Genomic DNA, 15,584 nt, shown 5'->3' on the forward strand with positions numbered 1-15,584 from the left:
CTTTTTTACTTACATTCTCGTCAATCTGCGGCGATCTACGCGGTAATACCACGACGTGCTTGCATCGCCGCACCTAATTTTTTCATTTGCGCTTCATTTAAGATCCGCGATGCCATCGGCGCAATATGGGTTTCTTCGATATGCAAATGAGCTTCGTAGAGCGCCGTAAATTCGTCGACATCCGCAGCGGATAAATCAGCAGCTTCACCATCTTCAATGTCTTGTAATTGTGCTTCCAATACCTTCCACTGCTGCCCCATTTGTTGATGATGTTCAAGGATCTGGGCAGTCAAGGATTTCAAAAGCACAGCATCTTCACCAACGGCTGTTGACGCCAACTCTGGCAGCAAATCAATCTCCTCATCGTCATGATGCTGAGGCGCCGCTTTGCGGAAATAGCGCAACACCGCTTTCGCTGCGTGTTGGGCGTCCTCATCAATGCCAATGTCATTGAGATGGTTCACCAGCTTCTCCATCGTCGCCAATTGCTTACGAATACGTTCATGACAATGTTTTAATACTGCCAACGGCTGGTCAAAGCCTGGTGCACTGTCGAATAAGCTATTCATGCTGACTCCCTTTGGAGAGGTTGATCACATTATGCTATACGCATTTTAACGCTACTTGCGACACATCAATCGGCGTCTTGTAAAATGACGCATAATTTTCAAATAAGCTCATTATGCAACAAAATTCAGATATCGATTTTGAACGACGTTTTGGTGGCGTCGCCCGTTTGTATGGCGCTGCAGCGCTAGAACGCTTCAAAGGCGCCCATGTTGGCGTGATTGGTGTTGGTGGTGTCGGGTCATGGGTGGTGGAAGCATTAGCGCGTAGTGCTATTGGCCACATTACCATGATCGATCTTGATAACGTGGCGGAGTCGAATATTAACCGTCAGATTCAGGCCAATAGCGACACCCTTGGTAAAGCAAAGGTGACCGCGTTATCGGAGCGTATCGCATTGATTAACCCGTATTGTCAGGTGACCGAAGTTGAGGATTTTGTCACTCCTGATAACTTAGAGGAGATGATCGGGACGGACCGTTTTGATTATGTCATTGATGCGATTGACAATGTCAAAGCGAAAACGGCACTGATTGCGTACTGCCGCCAACATGCGGTGCCTTTAATTACCATTGGCGCAGCCGGTGGACAGACAGATCCCGGAAAAATTGAAATCCGCGATCTCTCGCGTACGGAACAAGAGCCACTGCTGGCGCTGGTGCGCAAACGGTTACGACAAAATCATGGCTTTCCACGCGGTGCCAAAAGCAAATTTGGGATTGATGCGGTGTTTTCGATGGAAGTGCTGACGATGCCTGAAACGGCGGAGGTGTGTGAAGTCCCCCCTAACACAGACAGCACAGACAGCACAGATAACACAGGCAGCGGCGATGTAGCGACGACGCCAACGCAAGGCGTTACGGGCCTCAACTGCGCGGGTTTCGGGTCATCGATTGTCGTGACAGCTTCGTTTGGCATGATGGCTGCTGCTTATGTCTTACGCCGTTTGGCAGGACTAAAGTAGCACGGTCTTCATGGGAAAAGAGCGTGGTCATTGTGATACGGAAATGTTGCAAATTGAAAATAAATCGGTTTATCGCTCGCTAACTGTGAGCGAATGTTTCCTGACGGCATGTATTGTGTCGTCTTTATGCTAAATTGATCGCAACAGAAACCCGTTCATTGTTGGCGCCTGCAGCAGCATGTGCGTGACAATGGGGCATCTGACATTATTCGCTATCACCTGATTTCATCATTGAGGAGCAGTCGCCATGAGTGAGTTTGATCTCGCCACCCCCGTTGCAGATACGTCACATCCACTTCAAAGTGAGATTGATCAGGAGTTTCTCGCATTTCGTCTCGGCACAGAGGAATATGGGATCCATATTCTGCAAACACAAGAAATTCGCAATTACGAAGCATTAACGCGGATTGCCAACGCACCGGATTACCTGAAAGGCGTCATGAACCTGCGGGGTGTTATTGTTCCAGTCATCGATATGCGTCTGCGCTTTAATACCGGGACGGACCACTTTGACGAATCCACCGTTGTGATCGTCCTCAACATCAAAGGGCGCGTCATTGGGATGATTGTTGATAGCGTATCGGATGTGGTGACATTGTCGCCATCGACCATCAAGCCAGCACCTGAATTGGGATCCACGTTTTCGACAGATTATTTGATCGGCTTGGGCGATATTGATGGTCGCATGATTATTTTGCTCGACATCGAAAAATTAATGTCGGGACCAGAACTGGGACTGATCGCCGCTTAACTCTCGCTGTGGGTTGAAGTAGCGAGTAGCCATTAGCATTGGCATGCTATATTCAGCGCGATGTGCTCACTGCTCTTAAAGAGCTATGTTGGGGCATCATCGTGCTGAAGAGAGATCGCTGCTTATTGTTCACTCTTAAAGCTGAACTCCAGCACGGCGGTCTGTGGTGTTGGAACCGGTGCATACTTCCATTGCGATACCGCACTGATGACCTCTTTTTCAAAGGTTCGTGTTGGATTCGCTTTCAAGATTTCCACCTTTGATACTTTGCCGTCGGTTTCGATATGTACGCGGGCACTGACCATTCCCTCCGTCACACCTGCTTTTGCCGCACTGATTGGAAACTTTGGCTGAACATTGTTGACTAATTTCAGAACGACTCGTTCAGGTGTTGCGTTCGCCTTTGGTGCTGGTGCGGCGCTGGCAACAGGAGGCGGCGTGCTAACTGCAACGGGTGTGGGTTCGGCAGGTTTTGTTTCTATTGTTTTGGGCGCGGGGGGCGGTGCCGTCGCAACGGCGGAGCTCGCCTCGTTTTTGAGGTTTTGCGGCTTACTTTCCGCTAAACGTTTTGCATCAAGTAACTGTTTTTCTTTCGCATCTTTTTTTTCTTTTGCAAGTTTTTCCTCTTGCGCTATCTGAGCCGCCGTTTTTGTTGACGCTTGGTCCATCCACTGCGTCACATCAACGACCTTGCTATTTTTCACTGGGTTTTTGACCAGACCCGTTGGCTGTGCTGTAGGCACGGATGCGCTGCTTGCGGCGGATGCTTCTTTGGATTCTTCGACGGGGGCATTTTTAGAGCATCCGCTCATCAATGATCCAACGCACAACAGGCTGATCGTGACTGAAAAAACCTGAAACCAATGATTCTTAACTACCTTATTCATATCTCTCCACATATAAATCGGTTGCTACGCAAATTTTTAACGGTTTTTGAACAGTGCATGACAAGTCGTTGTCGTGTCATGTCTGTTTTTTGTGTCTTTTGTACCTTTTGTGTTTTGTGCTTTGATAGCGATTTGTTAGCACTTTTTCTGAAACAGAATATTCATGCTGCCATGGATAGTGATGGGTCGCAATATATTAAGCACTAAAATGGACAGTAGACGCCTGTTTTGTTGTATGCACTGCAAAAAACATGCCACGTAGGGCAATTGCTATTGGCGTATAAGTTAGCGTATGAGTTGCTGTGTTAGTTGCCGTATTGATCGCTGTGTTGATCCGTAGCTTGGATCGCAATGGAGAGGGGCGGAGGGAAGACCCTACGTCATCTAGTCGACGACATGAGTAGGGCTAATCGCGTTGTAACACTGGATTAGCCCTGATGGTAGAACAGCAAAGGCCTCAACGCGGAGGCCTTGAGTGTCAATTAAGACTTACCAAATACTTCGTTCAGTTGCTGTGTCACGCGGATGAACGTGGTGCGCTTGGTCAGTTCTTTGAGTTTGTGTGCGCCGACATAAGTACATGCAGAACGTACGCCACCTAAGATATCCTGCATACTATGATCAACAGGACCGCGATAGGGGATCAGCACTTCTTTTCCTTCTGATGCGCGGTATTTCGCGACGCCGCCTGCGTATTTATCCATGGCGGCACGGCTGCTCATGCCATAGAACCGTTTGAATTTTTCGCCGTTACGCTCAACCAGATCACCAGCGCATTCGTCATGCCCTGCCAGCATACCGCCGAGCATAATGAAATCAGCACCGCCACCAAATGCTTTGGCGAGGTCACCCGGAACAACGCACCCGCCGTCTGCACAGATCTGACCGCCAAGCCCGTGCGCTGCATCCGCACACTCAATGATCGCTGACAATTGCGGATAGCCAACGCCCGTCATTTTGCGTGTGGTACAAACAGAGCCAGGACCAATCCCTACTTTCACGATATCGGCACCAGCGAGTATTAATTCTTCAGTAATATCACCTGTGACAACGTTACCTGCCATGATGGTCAAATGGGGATACGCAGTGCGGACTTTTTTTACAAAGTTAATAAAGCCTTCGGTGTAGCCATTAGCAACGTCGATACAGACGTATTCGATCGCATTGTGCGCGCGAGCCATGACCGCAGAAAATTTTTCGAAGTCCGATTGGGTAATGCCCATTGAATAGAACGCCGTCGATTTTCGTTGCAAACCAGTAAAGTAATTGACGAGCGTCTCTTCATCGTAATGCTTGTGCAATGCGACAGATAATTGATGGGCTTCCAGGGCGCTCGCCATTTCCATGGTACCGGTTGAGTCCATGTTGGCTGCGATGATCGGGATGCCGCGATACGTTTTGCGTGAATGGTGAAAAACAAATTCACGCTCTAAATCGACTTGGGAACGGGAGGTAAGGGTAGAACGCTTGGGACGGATTAACACGTCTTTAAAATCAAGCCTCAGGGTTTCTTCGATATGCATAACGACTCCGTAATGCGTCTGGCGGACGCGGAAAGGAACAACTTAGGCGAAAAGACGCACTAAGCTGTTGAGCCGTAGTTGATTATAGTCTTAAAAAAACACGGTGCTTCCATTGAATTCGGAATGTGCAACATCATTGAATCCATATGAAGGGACCTTGCCCTTCCGATAACTCAATGGCAGCTACCGGCACCTTTGTCGGTAAAAGTCACACCCTGAACTGGTACAAACTCCCATTCATACGATTTGTCATGCAGACTTAGTTTCAGTACGCCGTTGGCAGAATTGCTTCGGATTTCGGTCGTTAATTTGGGTAAAAACATCGGCGTTAATTGTGCACCGCCGGTACCGACAACAAAACTTCGGATACCGTTTTTGTCATCGCGGTCTCCGTTTTCATTCATCGGCACAAACCGTTCGTAATCGTGATCATGCCCGCTGAGGACAACGTCTGCTTTGGCTTGTACCAGGATTTTCCAGATCGGCTTCATATTGTCATTGTTGCCGTGTCCACCGGAGCTGTAAGCAGGGTGGTGCCAAAAAGCGAGCGTACATGCTTGTTTGTTGCTGCTCAATTCGGTTTGCAGCCACGCAATTTGTTTCTGCATATCTTGTTTATTGAGATTGCTATTGAGCGAAAGAATGCGCCATGACCCCAACGTGGTCGCATAGTAGCCGCGACGATCTGGTCCAGCGATGTCACCAAAATAGTTGAAATACCCTAAGGCTTTTGGCATGCCGTAATCATGGTTGCCCGGAGAGGGTAAGGTGCGCTCTTTAAATCGGCCCCAAGTAGGATCGTAGCAATGACTGAATTCTTCTGGTTGACCAACGGGATAGGTGTTGTCACCGAGCGTCACGGCCATCGCATTTTTATCGGCGTCTAAACCGTGCACAATGATGTCGGATGTGCGTGCCGCCATACTTTTTTCTGCGGGTATTTTTTTGCACTCAGCGATGTCACCTGCGGCGTAAAGGGTGTAGGTAGGGTTGCTGTGAGACTTATTGAGACTATTCTTTGACGCCGTTGTCGCATCTGTTGCCTGACCCAGTGGGGTGAGTAGTACAGTCGCCGCGGCGAAAATAAAAGAAATGGGCTTACGCATAGAGGTCTTTATAAAAGGAAAAACCAACAAAAAGTGTCTGTTGACGTCGAGGTTGCTTTGAGGATGAGGTCGTCATTTTACCGCCTTAGCAGACATTGTGCGTTGCGGCATGTGCGTCGTCTATTCGGCGTCTCGCCACGTCTGTCTCCGCCTTATTCTGCCTTATGTGGTGTATCTCCCCCCCAGTTTGACCGAACGAAGTCGGAGAGCGTTAGTGATCACCGACACGGAACTCAAGCTCATCGCTGCACTGGCGATCATGGGGCTCAATACCACCCCAAACCATGGATAGAGAATGCCAGCGGCAACGGGGACACCAATGAGGTTATAGGCAAAGGCAAAAAATAAGTTTTGCCGAATATTGTTCATCGTGGCGATACTGAGTTGTCGTGCTTTGGCAATCCCCCGCAAGTCTCCCTTGACGAGAATCACTTGGGCGCTGTTCATCGCAATGTCGGTGCCTGTTCCCATGGCAATGCCAACGCTCGCTTGCGCCAAGGCAGGGGCGTCATTGATACCATCGCCCGCCATCGCTACGCGATGTCCTTGTTGCTGTAGCGTGGTGATCAAGCGGAATTTATCCTCCGGTAACATCCCTGCATGGACGTCATCGATATGGAGTTCTCGCGCTACTGTTTCTGCCGCATGGCGGTGATCTCCGGTCAGTAACACGACGCGAATCCCAAGTGCTTGCAGCTGACGGATCGCACTTGCACTGGTTTCTTTGAGTTGATCGGCGATACCAAACAAGGCCACACTGCGCTGGTCGATTGCCATCATGATGATACTGTGGCCTTGCTCTTCTAGCGTGGTGAGTGCTGGTTGGAACTCGGTGATGGCGACTCCTGCTTCACGCATCAAAGTGGGTGTGCCAAGCAGGACTTTGGCGCCATTGACGATGGCTTCGACACCTTTACCCGTGATGGCGTGGAAGTTGTTCACGTTGACTGCGACGGACGAACTTTCTGTGGATGTTTCTCGCACAAACGTCAGTATCGCCTGCGCCAGTGGATGCTCACTTTGTCGCTCAATCGCCTGTGCAATGGCTAAGATCTTGGTGATGTCCTCATCATGGGCTAAATGAAATGCCCGCACCGTTGGCTTGCCTTCGGTGAGGGTTCCCGTTTTGTCGACGACGAGGGTATCGATGCGGGCTAATGCTTCAAGGGCTTCGGCATTTTTAATCAATACACCTTCGATCGCACCGCGACCGATTCCGCCTGTCACTGACATCGGTGTTGCTAACCCCAAGGCGCACGGGCATGCAATGATTAATACTGAAACTGCTGCCATCAGACCATTTCCTAACGCAGGTGCTGGGCCGAACCACGCCCACACGCCAAATGCCACCAATGCTGTGACGAAAACACCAGGGACAAACCAAGCAGCAACACGATCGGCAAGTTGCTGCACTGGGGCGCGGGAACGGCTTGCTTGATTCACCAAATCAATGATTTTTGCGAGCAGCGTTTCTTTACCCACTTTGTCTGCGCGCATGGTCAGGCTGCCATGTTGATTGATGGTTCCTGCATGTACGCGTTCACCTATTGATTTTTCAATGGCGATGGGTTCGCCGGTGAGCATCGATTCATCGATCGATGAATGCCCATCCAACACCGAACCATCGACGGGAACATGGGTGCCCGGTTGAATGCGTAATACGTCGCCCTTCATCACATCGGCGACGGGTATTTCTTTTTCTGTTCCATCTGCGCTGACACGGATCGTCGTGGTGGGTGTTAATCCTAAGAGTGACTTGATGGCCGAATTTGTTTTGGAGCGTGCTGTTAATTCCATGACTTGTCCCACGAGGACAAGGCTAATAATCACCGCAGCAGCTTCAAAATACAAAGGTGCCATGCCATCGACCTTGAATGCTTCGGGCAATAACCCAGGGAAGAGTAGTGAAAATGTGCTGAACAGGTAGGCCGTTCCTGTGCCAACGCCAATGAGGCTAAACATATTGAAATTGCGACTCTTGAACGAAGCAATAGCCCGTTCAAAAAACGGTTGTCCTAGCCATAGCACGACCGGCGTTGCTAGGCCCCATTGCAACCAGTTCAGTACTCCCATCCCCAGCCATTTATGGAAGGATACTCCCGGCATCATGTCGCCCATACTGAGAATGAGTAATGGGATGCAAAATGGGAGACTGCGTTGAAAGCGTCGACGCATGTCATCGAGTTCGCTCGTATCTTCTTCGGTGCTGGCTTCTTTGGGTTCAAGTGCCATGCCACAGATAGGGCAGATGCCCGGACCGACCTGTTCGATTTGCGGATCCATGGGACACATGAAGATCGCGTCTTTCGCTACTGGCTTTGGTGCAGGACGTTGTGTGGGATCGAGCCACGCGACGGGATCTGCTTTAAATTTGTTCAGGCACGATGCACAACAAAAGTAATAAGACGTCCCCGCATGGTCGGTGTGATGAGGGCTGTTCTCGTTAACACGCATGCCACACACCTGATCGGTGTAGCTTCCTTTCTTATCCTCTTGCATGGCTTCGCCCGCCGCTGTCTTACTAGCCATCGCCGGTGCCGCGCTGAGACCAATTACACGTTTTGCCTTGACATAGGTCGTGGGCGACGCATTGAATTTGTTGACGCAGGAAGTGCTGCAAAAGTAATAGGCAACACCTTGAAAACGGCTGGCTTTCTCATCATTTTTACTGACTTGCATACCGCAGACCGGATCAGTGTATGTTTTTCCTTTCACCGTGTCAGCGCCTGCTGTTGGTTGACAGCAATCGCCAGTGTGGGAGGACTTTTGATGAGATTCGTTCATGATGTGCGCTTTCTGATGTTGACTGAGCATCGCTCGGGTACCTGACTGCAGAAGGCTGCAGTTTAACCGCAATGGGCTATGAGTATCTGATAGTGATCAATCGTCGATGACGAAAAAAAAGCATCTTGCCATGTCTGCTGGAAAGATGCTTTTTTATCGCTGGGGGAGCAGCGATCTGGGGTGCTACCGAGTTACTGCATTACGCTGCTGCTTGTGCCAGCGTTGGGTAGTCGGTGTAGCCTTTTTCTTCGCCACCGTAGAAGGTTGTGCGATCAGGTGTATTCAATGCGGCACCTGCTGCAAAACGCTCGACGAGGTCTGGATTGGCGATGTATGGACGACCAAATGCCACTGCATCGGCGAGGCCGCTTTGGATCAGGGCCTCTGCTTCTTCCGCTGTGTAGCCACCGCAGCAAATCAAGGTACCTGGGAACGCTTGACGCAATTGCTCACGGAATGCCGTGGTCAATTCTGCACCGCCAGCCCAATCTGGTTCTGCGATGTGCAGGTAAGCAATGCCGCGTTTTGTGAACTCTTTTGCCAGGTAAAGCGCAATCGCTTCAGCTTCGGTGTCATGAATGCCATGGGCAACAAAGTTCGGTGACATCCGCACGCCCACACGGTCTGCGCCGATTTCAGCAATCGCTGCGTCAACAGCTTCGAGCGTCAATCGTGCACGGTTTTCGAGGCTGCCACCGTAGGCATCTGTTCGCACATTGCTATTGGTGGACATGAATTGTTGCAACAAATAGCCATTCGCTGCATGCACTTCGACCAAATCAAAGCCGGCATTTTTTGCACGGATAGTTGCTTGACGATATTGGTCAACGATACCAGGAATTTCTTCTAACAACAGAGCACGTGGTTCTGCTGTCTGTACGTTGGCTGGCGTGCCATCTTTTTGAATGACGAAACATTGGCTGTTTGCTGCAGTAATCGCTGAAGCGGAGACCGGTGCTGCTTCGTTTTCTTGCAGCAGGTTATGGGAGATACGACCCACATGCCACAATTGCAATGCAATTTTGCCGCCCTTCGCATGCACCGCGTCAACAACTGTTTTCCAGCCAGCTTGCTGCGCATCGGTGTAAATACCTGGTGTCCACGCGTAACCTTGGCCTTGGCGAGAAATTTGGCTCGCTTCCGTCACGATCAGACCTGCACTCGCACGTTGCACATAGTATTCAACGTTCAAAGCGCGGGGTACGTCGCCAGGTTGGCCTGCACGAGAGCGTGTCAACGGAGCCATTACAACGCGGTTATTCAGGTGTACGCTACCTGCCTGAACGGGGGAGAGTAACTTGCTATACATAGAGTTTCCTTTAAATTAGACCGGTCGTCTAGTTAATGCTTCAAAAAAATGGGCAATTGCCCATGTCCTTCATTCAATCCTGTGTGCTGCGCTATCACTAGCGACTAGGATTGGAGTAATGCTTCTGTTTGTGCGTAAGCGAGTTGCAAAGGGCGCATCTGACGATTTACTTTGGTCAGCAACGATGCCCCAACCCACATGCTGTACAACGACTCAGCGGTGTCTTCTGGATTGAGTTGCCCGGACACACTGCCTTCGGCTTGTGCAGCACGAATCGCTGCTGCAATCTGACCGACGATGCCCTGCATTCCCACCGCTAACGCTGCCCGCATCGGTTCTGAGAGGTCAGCGACTTCGGCTGCTAACTTCACGGCCAAACAGAGTTTATGACATTCACTGGTTTCTGTTGTCACTCGCCAATGATTGAAATACGTCAATAAACGCTGGAGTGCGGGCGTACGGTTATCTTCAAATAACGTGGTCAGCCGTTCTTGGTATTCGGTGAAATAACGTTCCAGCATCGCAACGCCAAATCCTTCCTTGGATTGGAAATAGTGGTAGAAGGAACCTTTCGGTACTTCTGCCGCGCCAAGGATTTCACTCAGCCCTAACGCTGTGAAACCACGACCGGAAATCAGGTCTTCACCTGTTGCCAGAATGCGTTCACGTGTGTCTTGATGTTGAGGGCGAGGGGATATTTGATTCATGGAGACAAATTTTAGTAGACCAGTCGTCTAGTGTCAAGCATAATTCTGTGTTACGGATGTAACATACCGCAGTTATCTGCTGCATTTTGTAGAAAAAAATGTAAGAATCTAGGGCGCGTAAACCTATGTAAGATGGTCTAGACTCGAGATGATCCTCCTGTCAGCGATAACTTGAGTGTCGAAAGACCGACTTGATAGTACTGATAAAGACAAATTTCCAAAAAGAAATATTGTAGGTGTCATGGATGGCCGTTTTTATTATGAAAGACGATACCGTTCATTGGTATATTGTTGTTTCCTCGTTTTTATATTGATAAACAGAACCTATGTTTCGCTGGCTTTTCCTCAATGAGACTGCTCTCACGCCCGCCGAACATGCTGCCTGGAAAATCAGTGCCTTGCGGATTATTCTCGTCTCCAGTTTTCTTCTGGAGGCGTCGATTGCAATTCACAGTGCAATGGATGCGGCTGCTCAGGGGTTCTATCGGGTCATTGGGGTTGTCGCGCTGTTATATGGCCTGAAATCTTCCGCACTCCTTGCTTCCCGCCGTTCCGTCAAATTAGGTGCCAGCCTGTTGATTGCCAATGTGTATGCAACGGCGGCAGTGGTGGTATTGGCGGTTCAAGATCCTTCGGTTGCGCGATTAGGATTCATTCTGGCCTATATCACTCCGATTCTTGCGAGGGTATTTTTTGGAACACGTTTGGCACTGGTTCTCATGCTACTCAATAGCGCAGGATGTCTGATCGCGCTGTCTGATGTGTCGATTCCCCATTTGATTGAATTGAAAACGTCCACACTGTATGCTCCGCAATACATACACGCTGTGCTGTTCTTGTTCATCAATGTGTGTATGCCGCTAGCAGTGTTCCGTGTCTTAAACGCGTTCGATCTCTCGTTAGCGCGTTATCGCGATGCGAGCGATGCCCTCTCGGTGAGTTATACCCAATATCAAGAAATTTTTGAAAACGCCGGGACAGCGCTGTTGCTGACAGATGCTTTTGGTCAAATTTTACAGGCGAACCGGCAGGCAAATTCCCTACTTGGCCGCGATCCCCACAACGATGATGAGCTCGCGCTGTTTAATTGGCTCTCGCTAGAAGACAGTGTCCGCATCCACCCCGGTGAGGTCGATGACGAAGGGCAATTGCGCTTGTCCGCTTACCGCACGCGCGACGGCAAAATGGTTGCGTTGGACAATATTTCACAGACATCGGCGGACCATTACATCGTCGCCTTGCGTGACGTATCCAATTTGCACAGCATGCAGCACGAGTTGAAACTCAGTCAAGAGCGGCAGGATTACCTTAGTAACCACGATGCACTGACCGATCTCCCTAACCGCGGCATGTTGAAACAGTATTTGCAGGCGTTACTGATTAATCCAGATCCCGCGCAACTCAATGTCACCGCTGTTGTGTCGTTCAGGCTGAATAGTATTCGTCATGCCAATCAACAATATGGCGCACAGACGGGCGACGTTTTGTTGCGACGCTTCGCCGATGAACTGACACAAGTCCTCCCCAAAAACTGTTTCTGTGCACGCTTACGCAGTATTGTTTTTTCGTTTGTTGTTGATCATTTACGTACACCACAAGACGTGATCCAGTTTGTCGATCAGGTACGTCAGCGCTTACCGACAGAAGTTGAACTTAATGGTGAAATTTTATTAGTGCAGTTTTCTGCCGGTATCGCTATTGTGCGGCCGGAAGATGATGATCCGGATGATGTGTTACGCCGCAGCGAAGTGGCGTTGGACACGGCACGTCGTTCAAATGACCAAAGCGTCACGCTGTTTGATGAAGATGATGCGCTTCAAATTTTACGTGGAGTAGAAATTGAGGTAGGAATCGTCAATGGTCTGCGGCAGAACGATTTTTACATGATGTATCAACCCAAGGTCACCCATGATGGCACGGTGGTGGGTGTTGAAGCACTGTTGCGTTGGAAATCACCAACATTGGGCAAGGTGTCGCCGGCAGAATTTGTTCCGATTGCCGAGCGTTCGGGCTTGATACAACAAATCAGTGAATTTGTTTTACAACAAGCGTGTGCCCAGGTGCGTAGTTGGCTGGATGAATTTGGCGAGAGTCCAGTGATTGCGCTGAATCTCGCAGCAAGTGATATCGCGCAACCGGGCTTGTTGGCGTTAATTGCGAAGACGTGCCAGGACTACGATGTCCAACCGCAATACCTTGAATTTGAAATTACCGAAACCGGGTTAAGTGCAAACGAGGCTTTGTCGATTCAGCATCTACATGCATTAAAAAACCACGGATACCGTATTGCTATTGACGACTTTGGAACAGGCTATTCATCCTTATCTAAACTCAGCCATTTCCCTGCGCACACCGTCAAAATCGATCGTTCTTTCGTTGCACAAATCGGCTATAACCGTAAGAGTGAAATGATCATTAAAGCGATTGTATCACTGGCAAAAATTCTTGCATGCACAACGGTTGCAGAAGGTGTAGAAAACGAGAGTCAGGAACTGTTCCTGAAGGAAGTGGGTTGCGATTTATTCCAAGGTTACTACTACCATCGTCCGCTCGACATTCAGCATATGAACACGCTGTTGCGTGCATCCCACTTCAAAGCGAACCAGCTCGGACAGGTCGCCTAATCACCGCTTCCTATGTCGTTCTTCAACGACACAATATAGATGAATTCCAACCAAGAAAATACGTGTTTTGTTCTGTTGAGCAGCACATGATGTGACACATCTTTTGACGCATTTTTGATAAAAGCGCATCACATTATTATGCATTTTTTATCCTCCTTGTCGTTGTCTTTTACGTTGCATTAAAAAAAGAAAATATTTAATCAACATAAATTTCAATTTTCATCTACACTAAAACTGTAGTGTGCTGGCAGGCATGCCAAATTAAGTAGATCTGTGTCGCCAGTACGATCGGTATTCGCATGTGATTGCTTAACCAAGGAGGTCGAGATGAACATCTTTGACAACTACGCCGCAAGGTACGAACGGACTCGTGAAGAAGAATATTCTATGCAGGAATATCTTGAGCTCTGTAAAAAAGACAAGCTTGCCTACGCAAGTGCATCTGAACGTTTGCTGGCAGCGATCGGTGAACCGGAATTGGTGGATACACGGCACGATCCTCGGCTATCCCGCATTTTTTCCAATAAAATCATCAAAATTTATCCTGCCTTCCGTGAGTTTTACGGCATGGAAGAAGTGATCGAGCAAGTCGTATCCTATTTTCGGCATGCGGCGCAGGGACTCGAAGAGCGCAAGCAAATCCTCTATCTACTGGGCCCTGTGGGTGGCGGTAAATCCTCCATCGCTGAAAAGCTTAAAGCATTAACGGAAAAAATTCCGTTTTATGCGATTAAAGGTTCGCCCGTGAACGAATCTCCCCTTGGATTATTTAACGAGGAAGAAGATGGTGTATTGCTTGAAGAAGATTTCGGCATTCCACGTCGGTATCTGAAAGGCATTCCTAGCCCATGGGCAGTGAAGCGCTTGCATGAATTTAACGGTGACATTAATCAGTTCCGCGTGGTGCGGCGGTATCCTTCCGTACTCAAACAGGTCGCCATTTCCAAAACCGAACCTGGTGATGAAAACAATCAGGATATTTCTTCGCTCGTTGGGAAAGTAGATATTCGCAAGCTAGAAGAATATGCACAGGATGACCCTGATGCGTACAGCTATTCGGGCGGACTCTGTCTTGCTAATCAGGGTCTGATGGAATTTGTCGAGATGTTTAAAGCACCGATTAAAGTGCTACATCCCTTGCTGACCGCCACACAGGAAGGAAACTTCAAAGGAACGGAAGGCTTTGGTGCGATTCCATTTGAAGGTGTGATCTTGGCGCACTCCAATGAGTCTGAATGGAAAACCTTTAAAAACAACAAAAATAATGAGGCTTTTTTAGATCGGATTTATATCGTGAAGGTACCGTATTGCTTACGTATCAGCGATGAAATCAAAATCTATGAAAAGTTAGTAAGGACATCCTCTCTGTCTGCTGCGCCGTGCGCACCGGGGACATTGAAAATGATGGCGCAGTTTGCTGTCTTATCGCGCCTAAAAGAGCCTGAAAACTCCAGCATTTTTAGCAAAATGCTCGTCTACGATGGAGAAAATCTCAAAGATACCGATCCCAAAGCAAAATCGCATCAAGAATATGCCGATTATGCGGGTGTTGACGAAGGGATGAATGGCTTGTCGACGCGGTTTGCGTTCAAAATTTTATCGAAAGTATTTAACTTCGATAATACCGAGGTAGCAGCCAACCCTGTGCACTTGCTGTACGTGCTGGAACAGCAAATCGAGCGCGAGCAATTTGCTCCTGAGATTGAACAAAAATATGTGTCCTATCTCAAAGAATATCTCGCTCAGCGGTACGCCGAGTTTATTGGTAAAGAGATTCAAACAGCGTACCTAGAGAGCTATTCCGAATATGGACAAAATATTTTTGATCGCTATGTGACCTTCGCTGATTTTTGGATTCAGGATCAAGAGTTCCGAGATCCAGATACCGGTGAGAGCTTTGACCGTGATGCGCTTAATAATGAACTGGAGAAAATTGAGAAGCCAGCAGGCATTTCTAATCCGAAAGATTTTCGGAATGAGATCGTCAATTTTGTGTTACGTGCCAGAGCACAGAATGCCGGTAAAAATCCTGCTTGGACGAGTTACGAAAAATTACGGACCGTGATTGAGAAGAAAATGTTCTCGAATACGGAAGAACTGTTGCCAGTCATTTCGTTTAACGCAAAAGCCAGCGCCGATGATGCTAATAAACATCAGGCATTTGTCGATCGCATGGTCAGCAAAGGCTATACAGCGAAACAAGTGCGATTGCTGTGCGAATGGTATTTACGTGTACGGAAATCGTCGTAGCGCAGAAGAGCATGATGCAACGGTGATTGCTACGAAGACAGCGATATGCTGGAGTCCTATGGACACCGTTGCAGTGTAAGTTGCAGTGATATTGGTAGTGACATTCAGGGCA

Annotated in this window: 11 protein-coding genes; 4 read left to right on the forward strand and 7 right to left on the reverse strand. The window is 48.8% G+C overall.

The window, feature by feature from the left end; translation table 11 throughout:
* Positions 1–35: 35 nt before the first annotated feature.
* Positions 36–569 carry a hemerythrin domain-containing protein gene (locus ACO0K2_RS15445; protein WP_423020396.1) on the reverse strand — a complete coding sequence of 178 codons (534 nt, stop codon included), beginning with the start codon at positions 567–569 and terminating at the stop codon, positions 36–38.
* A 113-nt stretch (positions 570–682) separates the two neighbouring features.
* Between ACO0K2_RS15445 and ACO0K2_RS15450 the strand changes: the two genes are divergently transcribed.
* Positions 683–1,531, forward strand: a complete 849-nt coding sequence (locus tag ACO0K2_RS15450; RefSeq protein ID WP_423020398.1) for a tRNA threonylcarbamoyladenosine dehydratase — start codon at positions 683–685, stop codon at positions 1,529–1,531.
* 247 nt (positions 1,532–1,778) lie between these two features.
* Positions 1,779–2,282, forward strand: a complete 504-nt coding sequence (locus tag ACO0K2_RS15455; RefSeq protein ID WP_423020400.1) for a chemotaxis protein CheW — start codon at positions 1,779–1,781, stop codon at positions 2,280–2,282.
* Positions 2,283–2,404: 122 nt separating this feature from the next.
* On the opposite strand, the gene ACO0K2_RS15460 is transcribed toward ACO0K2_RS15455, so the two are convergent.
* The 6 genes from ACO0K2_RS15460 to ACO0K2_RS15485 form a co-directional block, all read right to left on the reverse strand.
* Positions 2,405–3,169, reverse strand: a complete 765-nt coding sequence (locus tag ACO0K2_RS15460; RefSeq protein ID WP_423020402.1) for an energy transducer TonB — start codon at positions 3,167–3,169, stop codon at positions 2,405–2,407.
* Positions 3,170–3,651: 482 nt separating this feature from the next.
* Complete coding sequence (locus ACO0K2_RS15465) at positions 3,652–4,692, reverse strand: GMP reductase (RefSeq protein WP_423020404.1); 1,041 nt, start codon at positions 4,690–4,692, stop codon at positions 3,652–3,654.
* 173 nt (positions 4,693–4,865) lie between these two features.
* The gene (locus ACO0K2_RS15470) at positions 4,866–5,798 is read right to left on the reverse strand and encodes a metallophosphoesterase family protein (protein ID WP_423020406.1); all 933 of its coding nucleotides are present in this window, start codon (positions 5,796–5,798) and stop codon (positions 4,866–4,868) included.
* 162 nt (positions 5,799–5,960) lie between these two features.
* Positions 5,961–8,582, reverse strand: coding sequence for a heavy metal translocating P-type ATPase (locus ACO0K2_RS15475; protein WP_423020408.1), 2,622 nt, complete (start codon positions 8,580–8,582; stop codon positions 5,961–5,963).
* Between the two features lie 199 nt (positions 8,583–8,781).
* On the reverse strand, positions 8,782–9,891 hold the full coding sequence (locus tag ACO0K2_RS15480) for an alkene reductase (RefSeq protein WP_423020411.1): 1,110 nt from the start codon (positions 9,889–9,891) through the stop codon (positions 8,782–8,784).
* A 104-nt stretch (positions 9,892–9,995) separates the two neighbouring features.
* The gene (locus tag ACO0K2_RS15485) at positions 9,996–10,598 is read right to left on the reverse strand and encodes a TetR/AcrR family transcriptional regulator (protein ID WP_423020413.1); all 603 of its coding nucleotides are present in this window, start codon (positions 10,596–10,598) and stop codon (positions 9,996–9,998) included.
* Positions 10,599–10,924: 326 nt separating this feature from the next.
* Between ACO0K2_RS15485 and ACO0K2_RS15490 the strand changes: the two genes are divergently transcribed.
* Positions 10,925–13,222, forward strand: a complete 2,298-nt coding sequence (locus ACO0K2_RS15490) for a putative bifunctional diguanylate cyclase/phosphodiesterase (RefSeq protein WP_423020415.1) — start codon at positions 10,925–10,927, stop codon at positions 13,220–13,222.
* Between the two features lie 327 nt (positions 13,223–13,549).
* On the forward strand, positions 13,550–15,472 hold the full coding sequence (locus ACO0K2_RS15495) for a PrkA family serine protein kinase (protein ID WP_423020417.1): 1,923 nt from the start codon (positions 13,550–13,552) through the stop codon (positions 15,470–15,472).
* Positions 15,473–15,584 lie beyond the last annotated feature (112 nt).

Source organism: Undibacterium sp. MH2W (genome assembly GCF_049340215.1).
Taxonomy (GTDB): Bacteria; Pseudomonadota; Gammaproteobacteria; order Burkholderiales; family Burkholderiaceae_D; genus Undibacterium.

Coding starts and splice junctions, on each gene's coding strand:
- ACO0K2_RS15445 (WP_423020396.1), bottom strand. CDS start 569: ATGAATAGCTTATTCGACAGTGCACCAGGCTTTGACCAGCCGTTGGCA.
- ACO0K2_RS15450 (WP_423020398.1), top strand. CDS start 683: ATGCAACAAAATTCAGATATCGATTTTGAACGACGTTTTGGTGGCGTC.
- ACO0K2_RS15455 (WP_423020400.1), top strand. CDS start 1,779: ATGAGTGAGTTTGATCTCGCCACCCCCGTTGCAGATACGTCACATCCA.
- ACO0K2_RS15460 (WP_423020402.1), bottom strand. CDS start 3,169: ATGAATAAGGTAGTTAAGAATCATTGGTTTCAGGTTTTTTCAGTCACG.
- ACO0K2_RS15465 (WP_423020404.1), bottom strand. CDS start 4,692: ATGCATATCGAAGAAACCCTGAGGCTTGATTTTAAAGACGTGTTAATC.
- ACO0K2_RS15470 (WP_423020406.1), bottom strand. CDS start 5,798: ATGCGTAAGCCCATTTCTTTTATTTTCGCCGCGGCGACTGTACTACTC.
- ACO0K2_RS15475 (WP_423020408.1), bottom strand. CDS start 8,582: ATGAACGAATCTCATCAAAAGTCCTCCCACACTGGCGATTGCTGTCAA.
- ACO0K2_RS15480 (WP_423020411.1), bottom strand. CDS start 9,891: ATGTATAGCAAGTTACTCTCCCCCGTTCAGGCAGGTAGCGTACACCTG.
- ACO0K2_RS15485 (WP_423020413.1), bottom strand. CDS start 10,598: ATGAATCAAATATCCCCTCGCCCTCAACATCAAGACACACGTGAACGC.
- ACO0K2_RS15490 (WP_423020415.1), top strand. CDS start 10,925: ATGTTTCGCTGGCTTTTCCTCAATGAGACTGCTCTCACGCCCGCCGAA.
- ACO0K2_RS15495 (WP_423020417.1), top strand. CDS start 13,550: ATGAACATCTTTGACAACTACGCCGCAAGGTACGAACGGACTCGTGAA.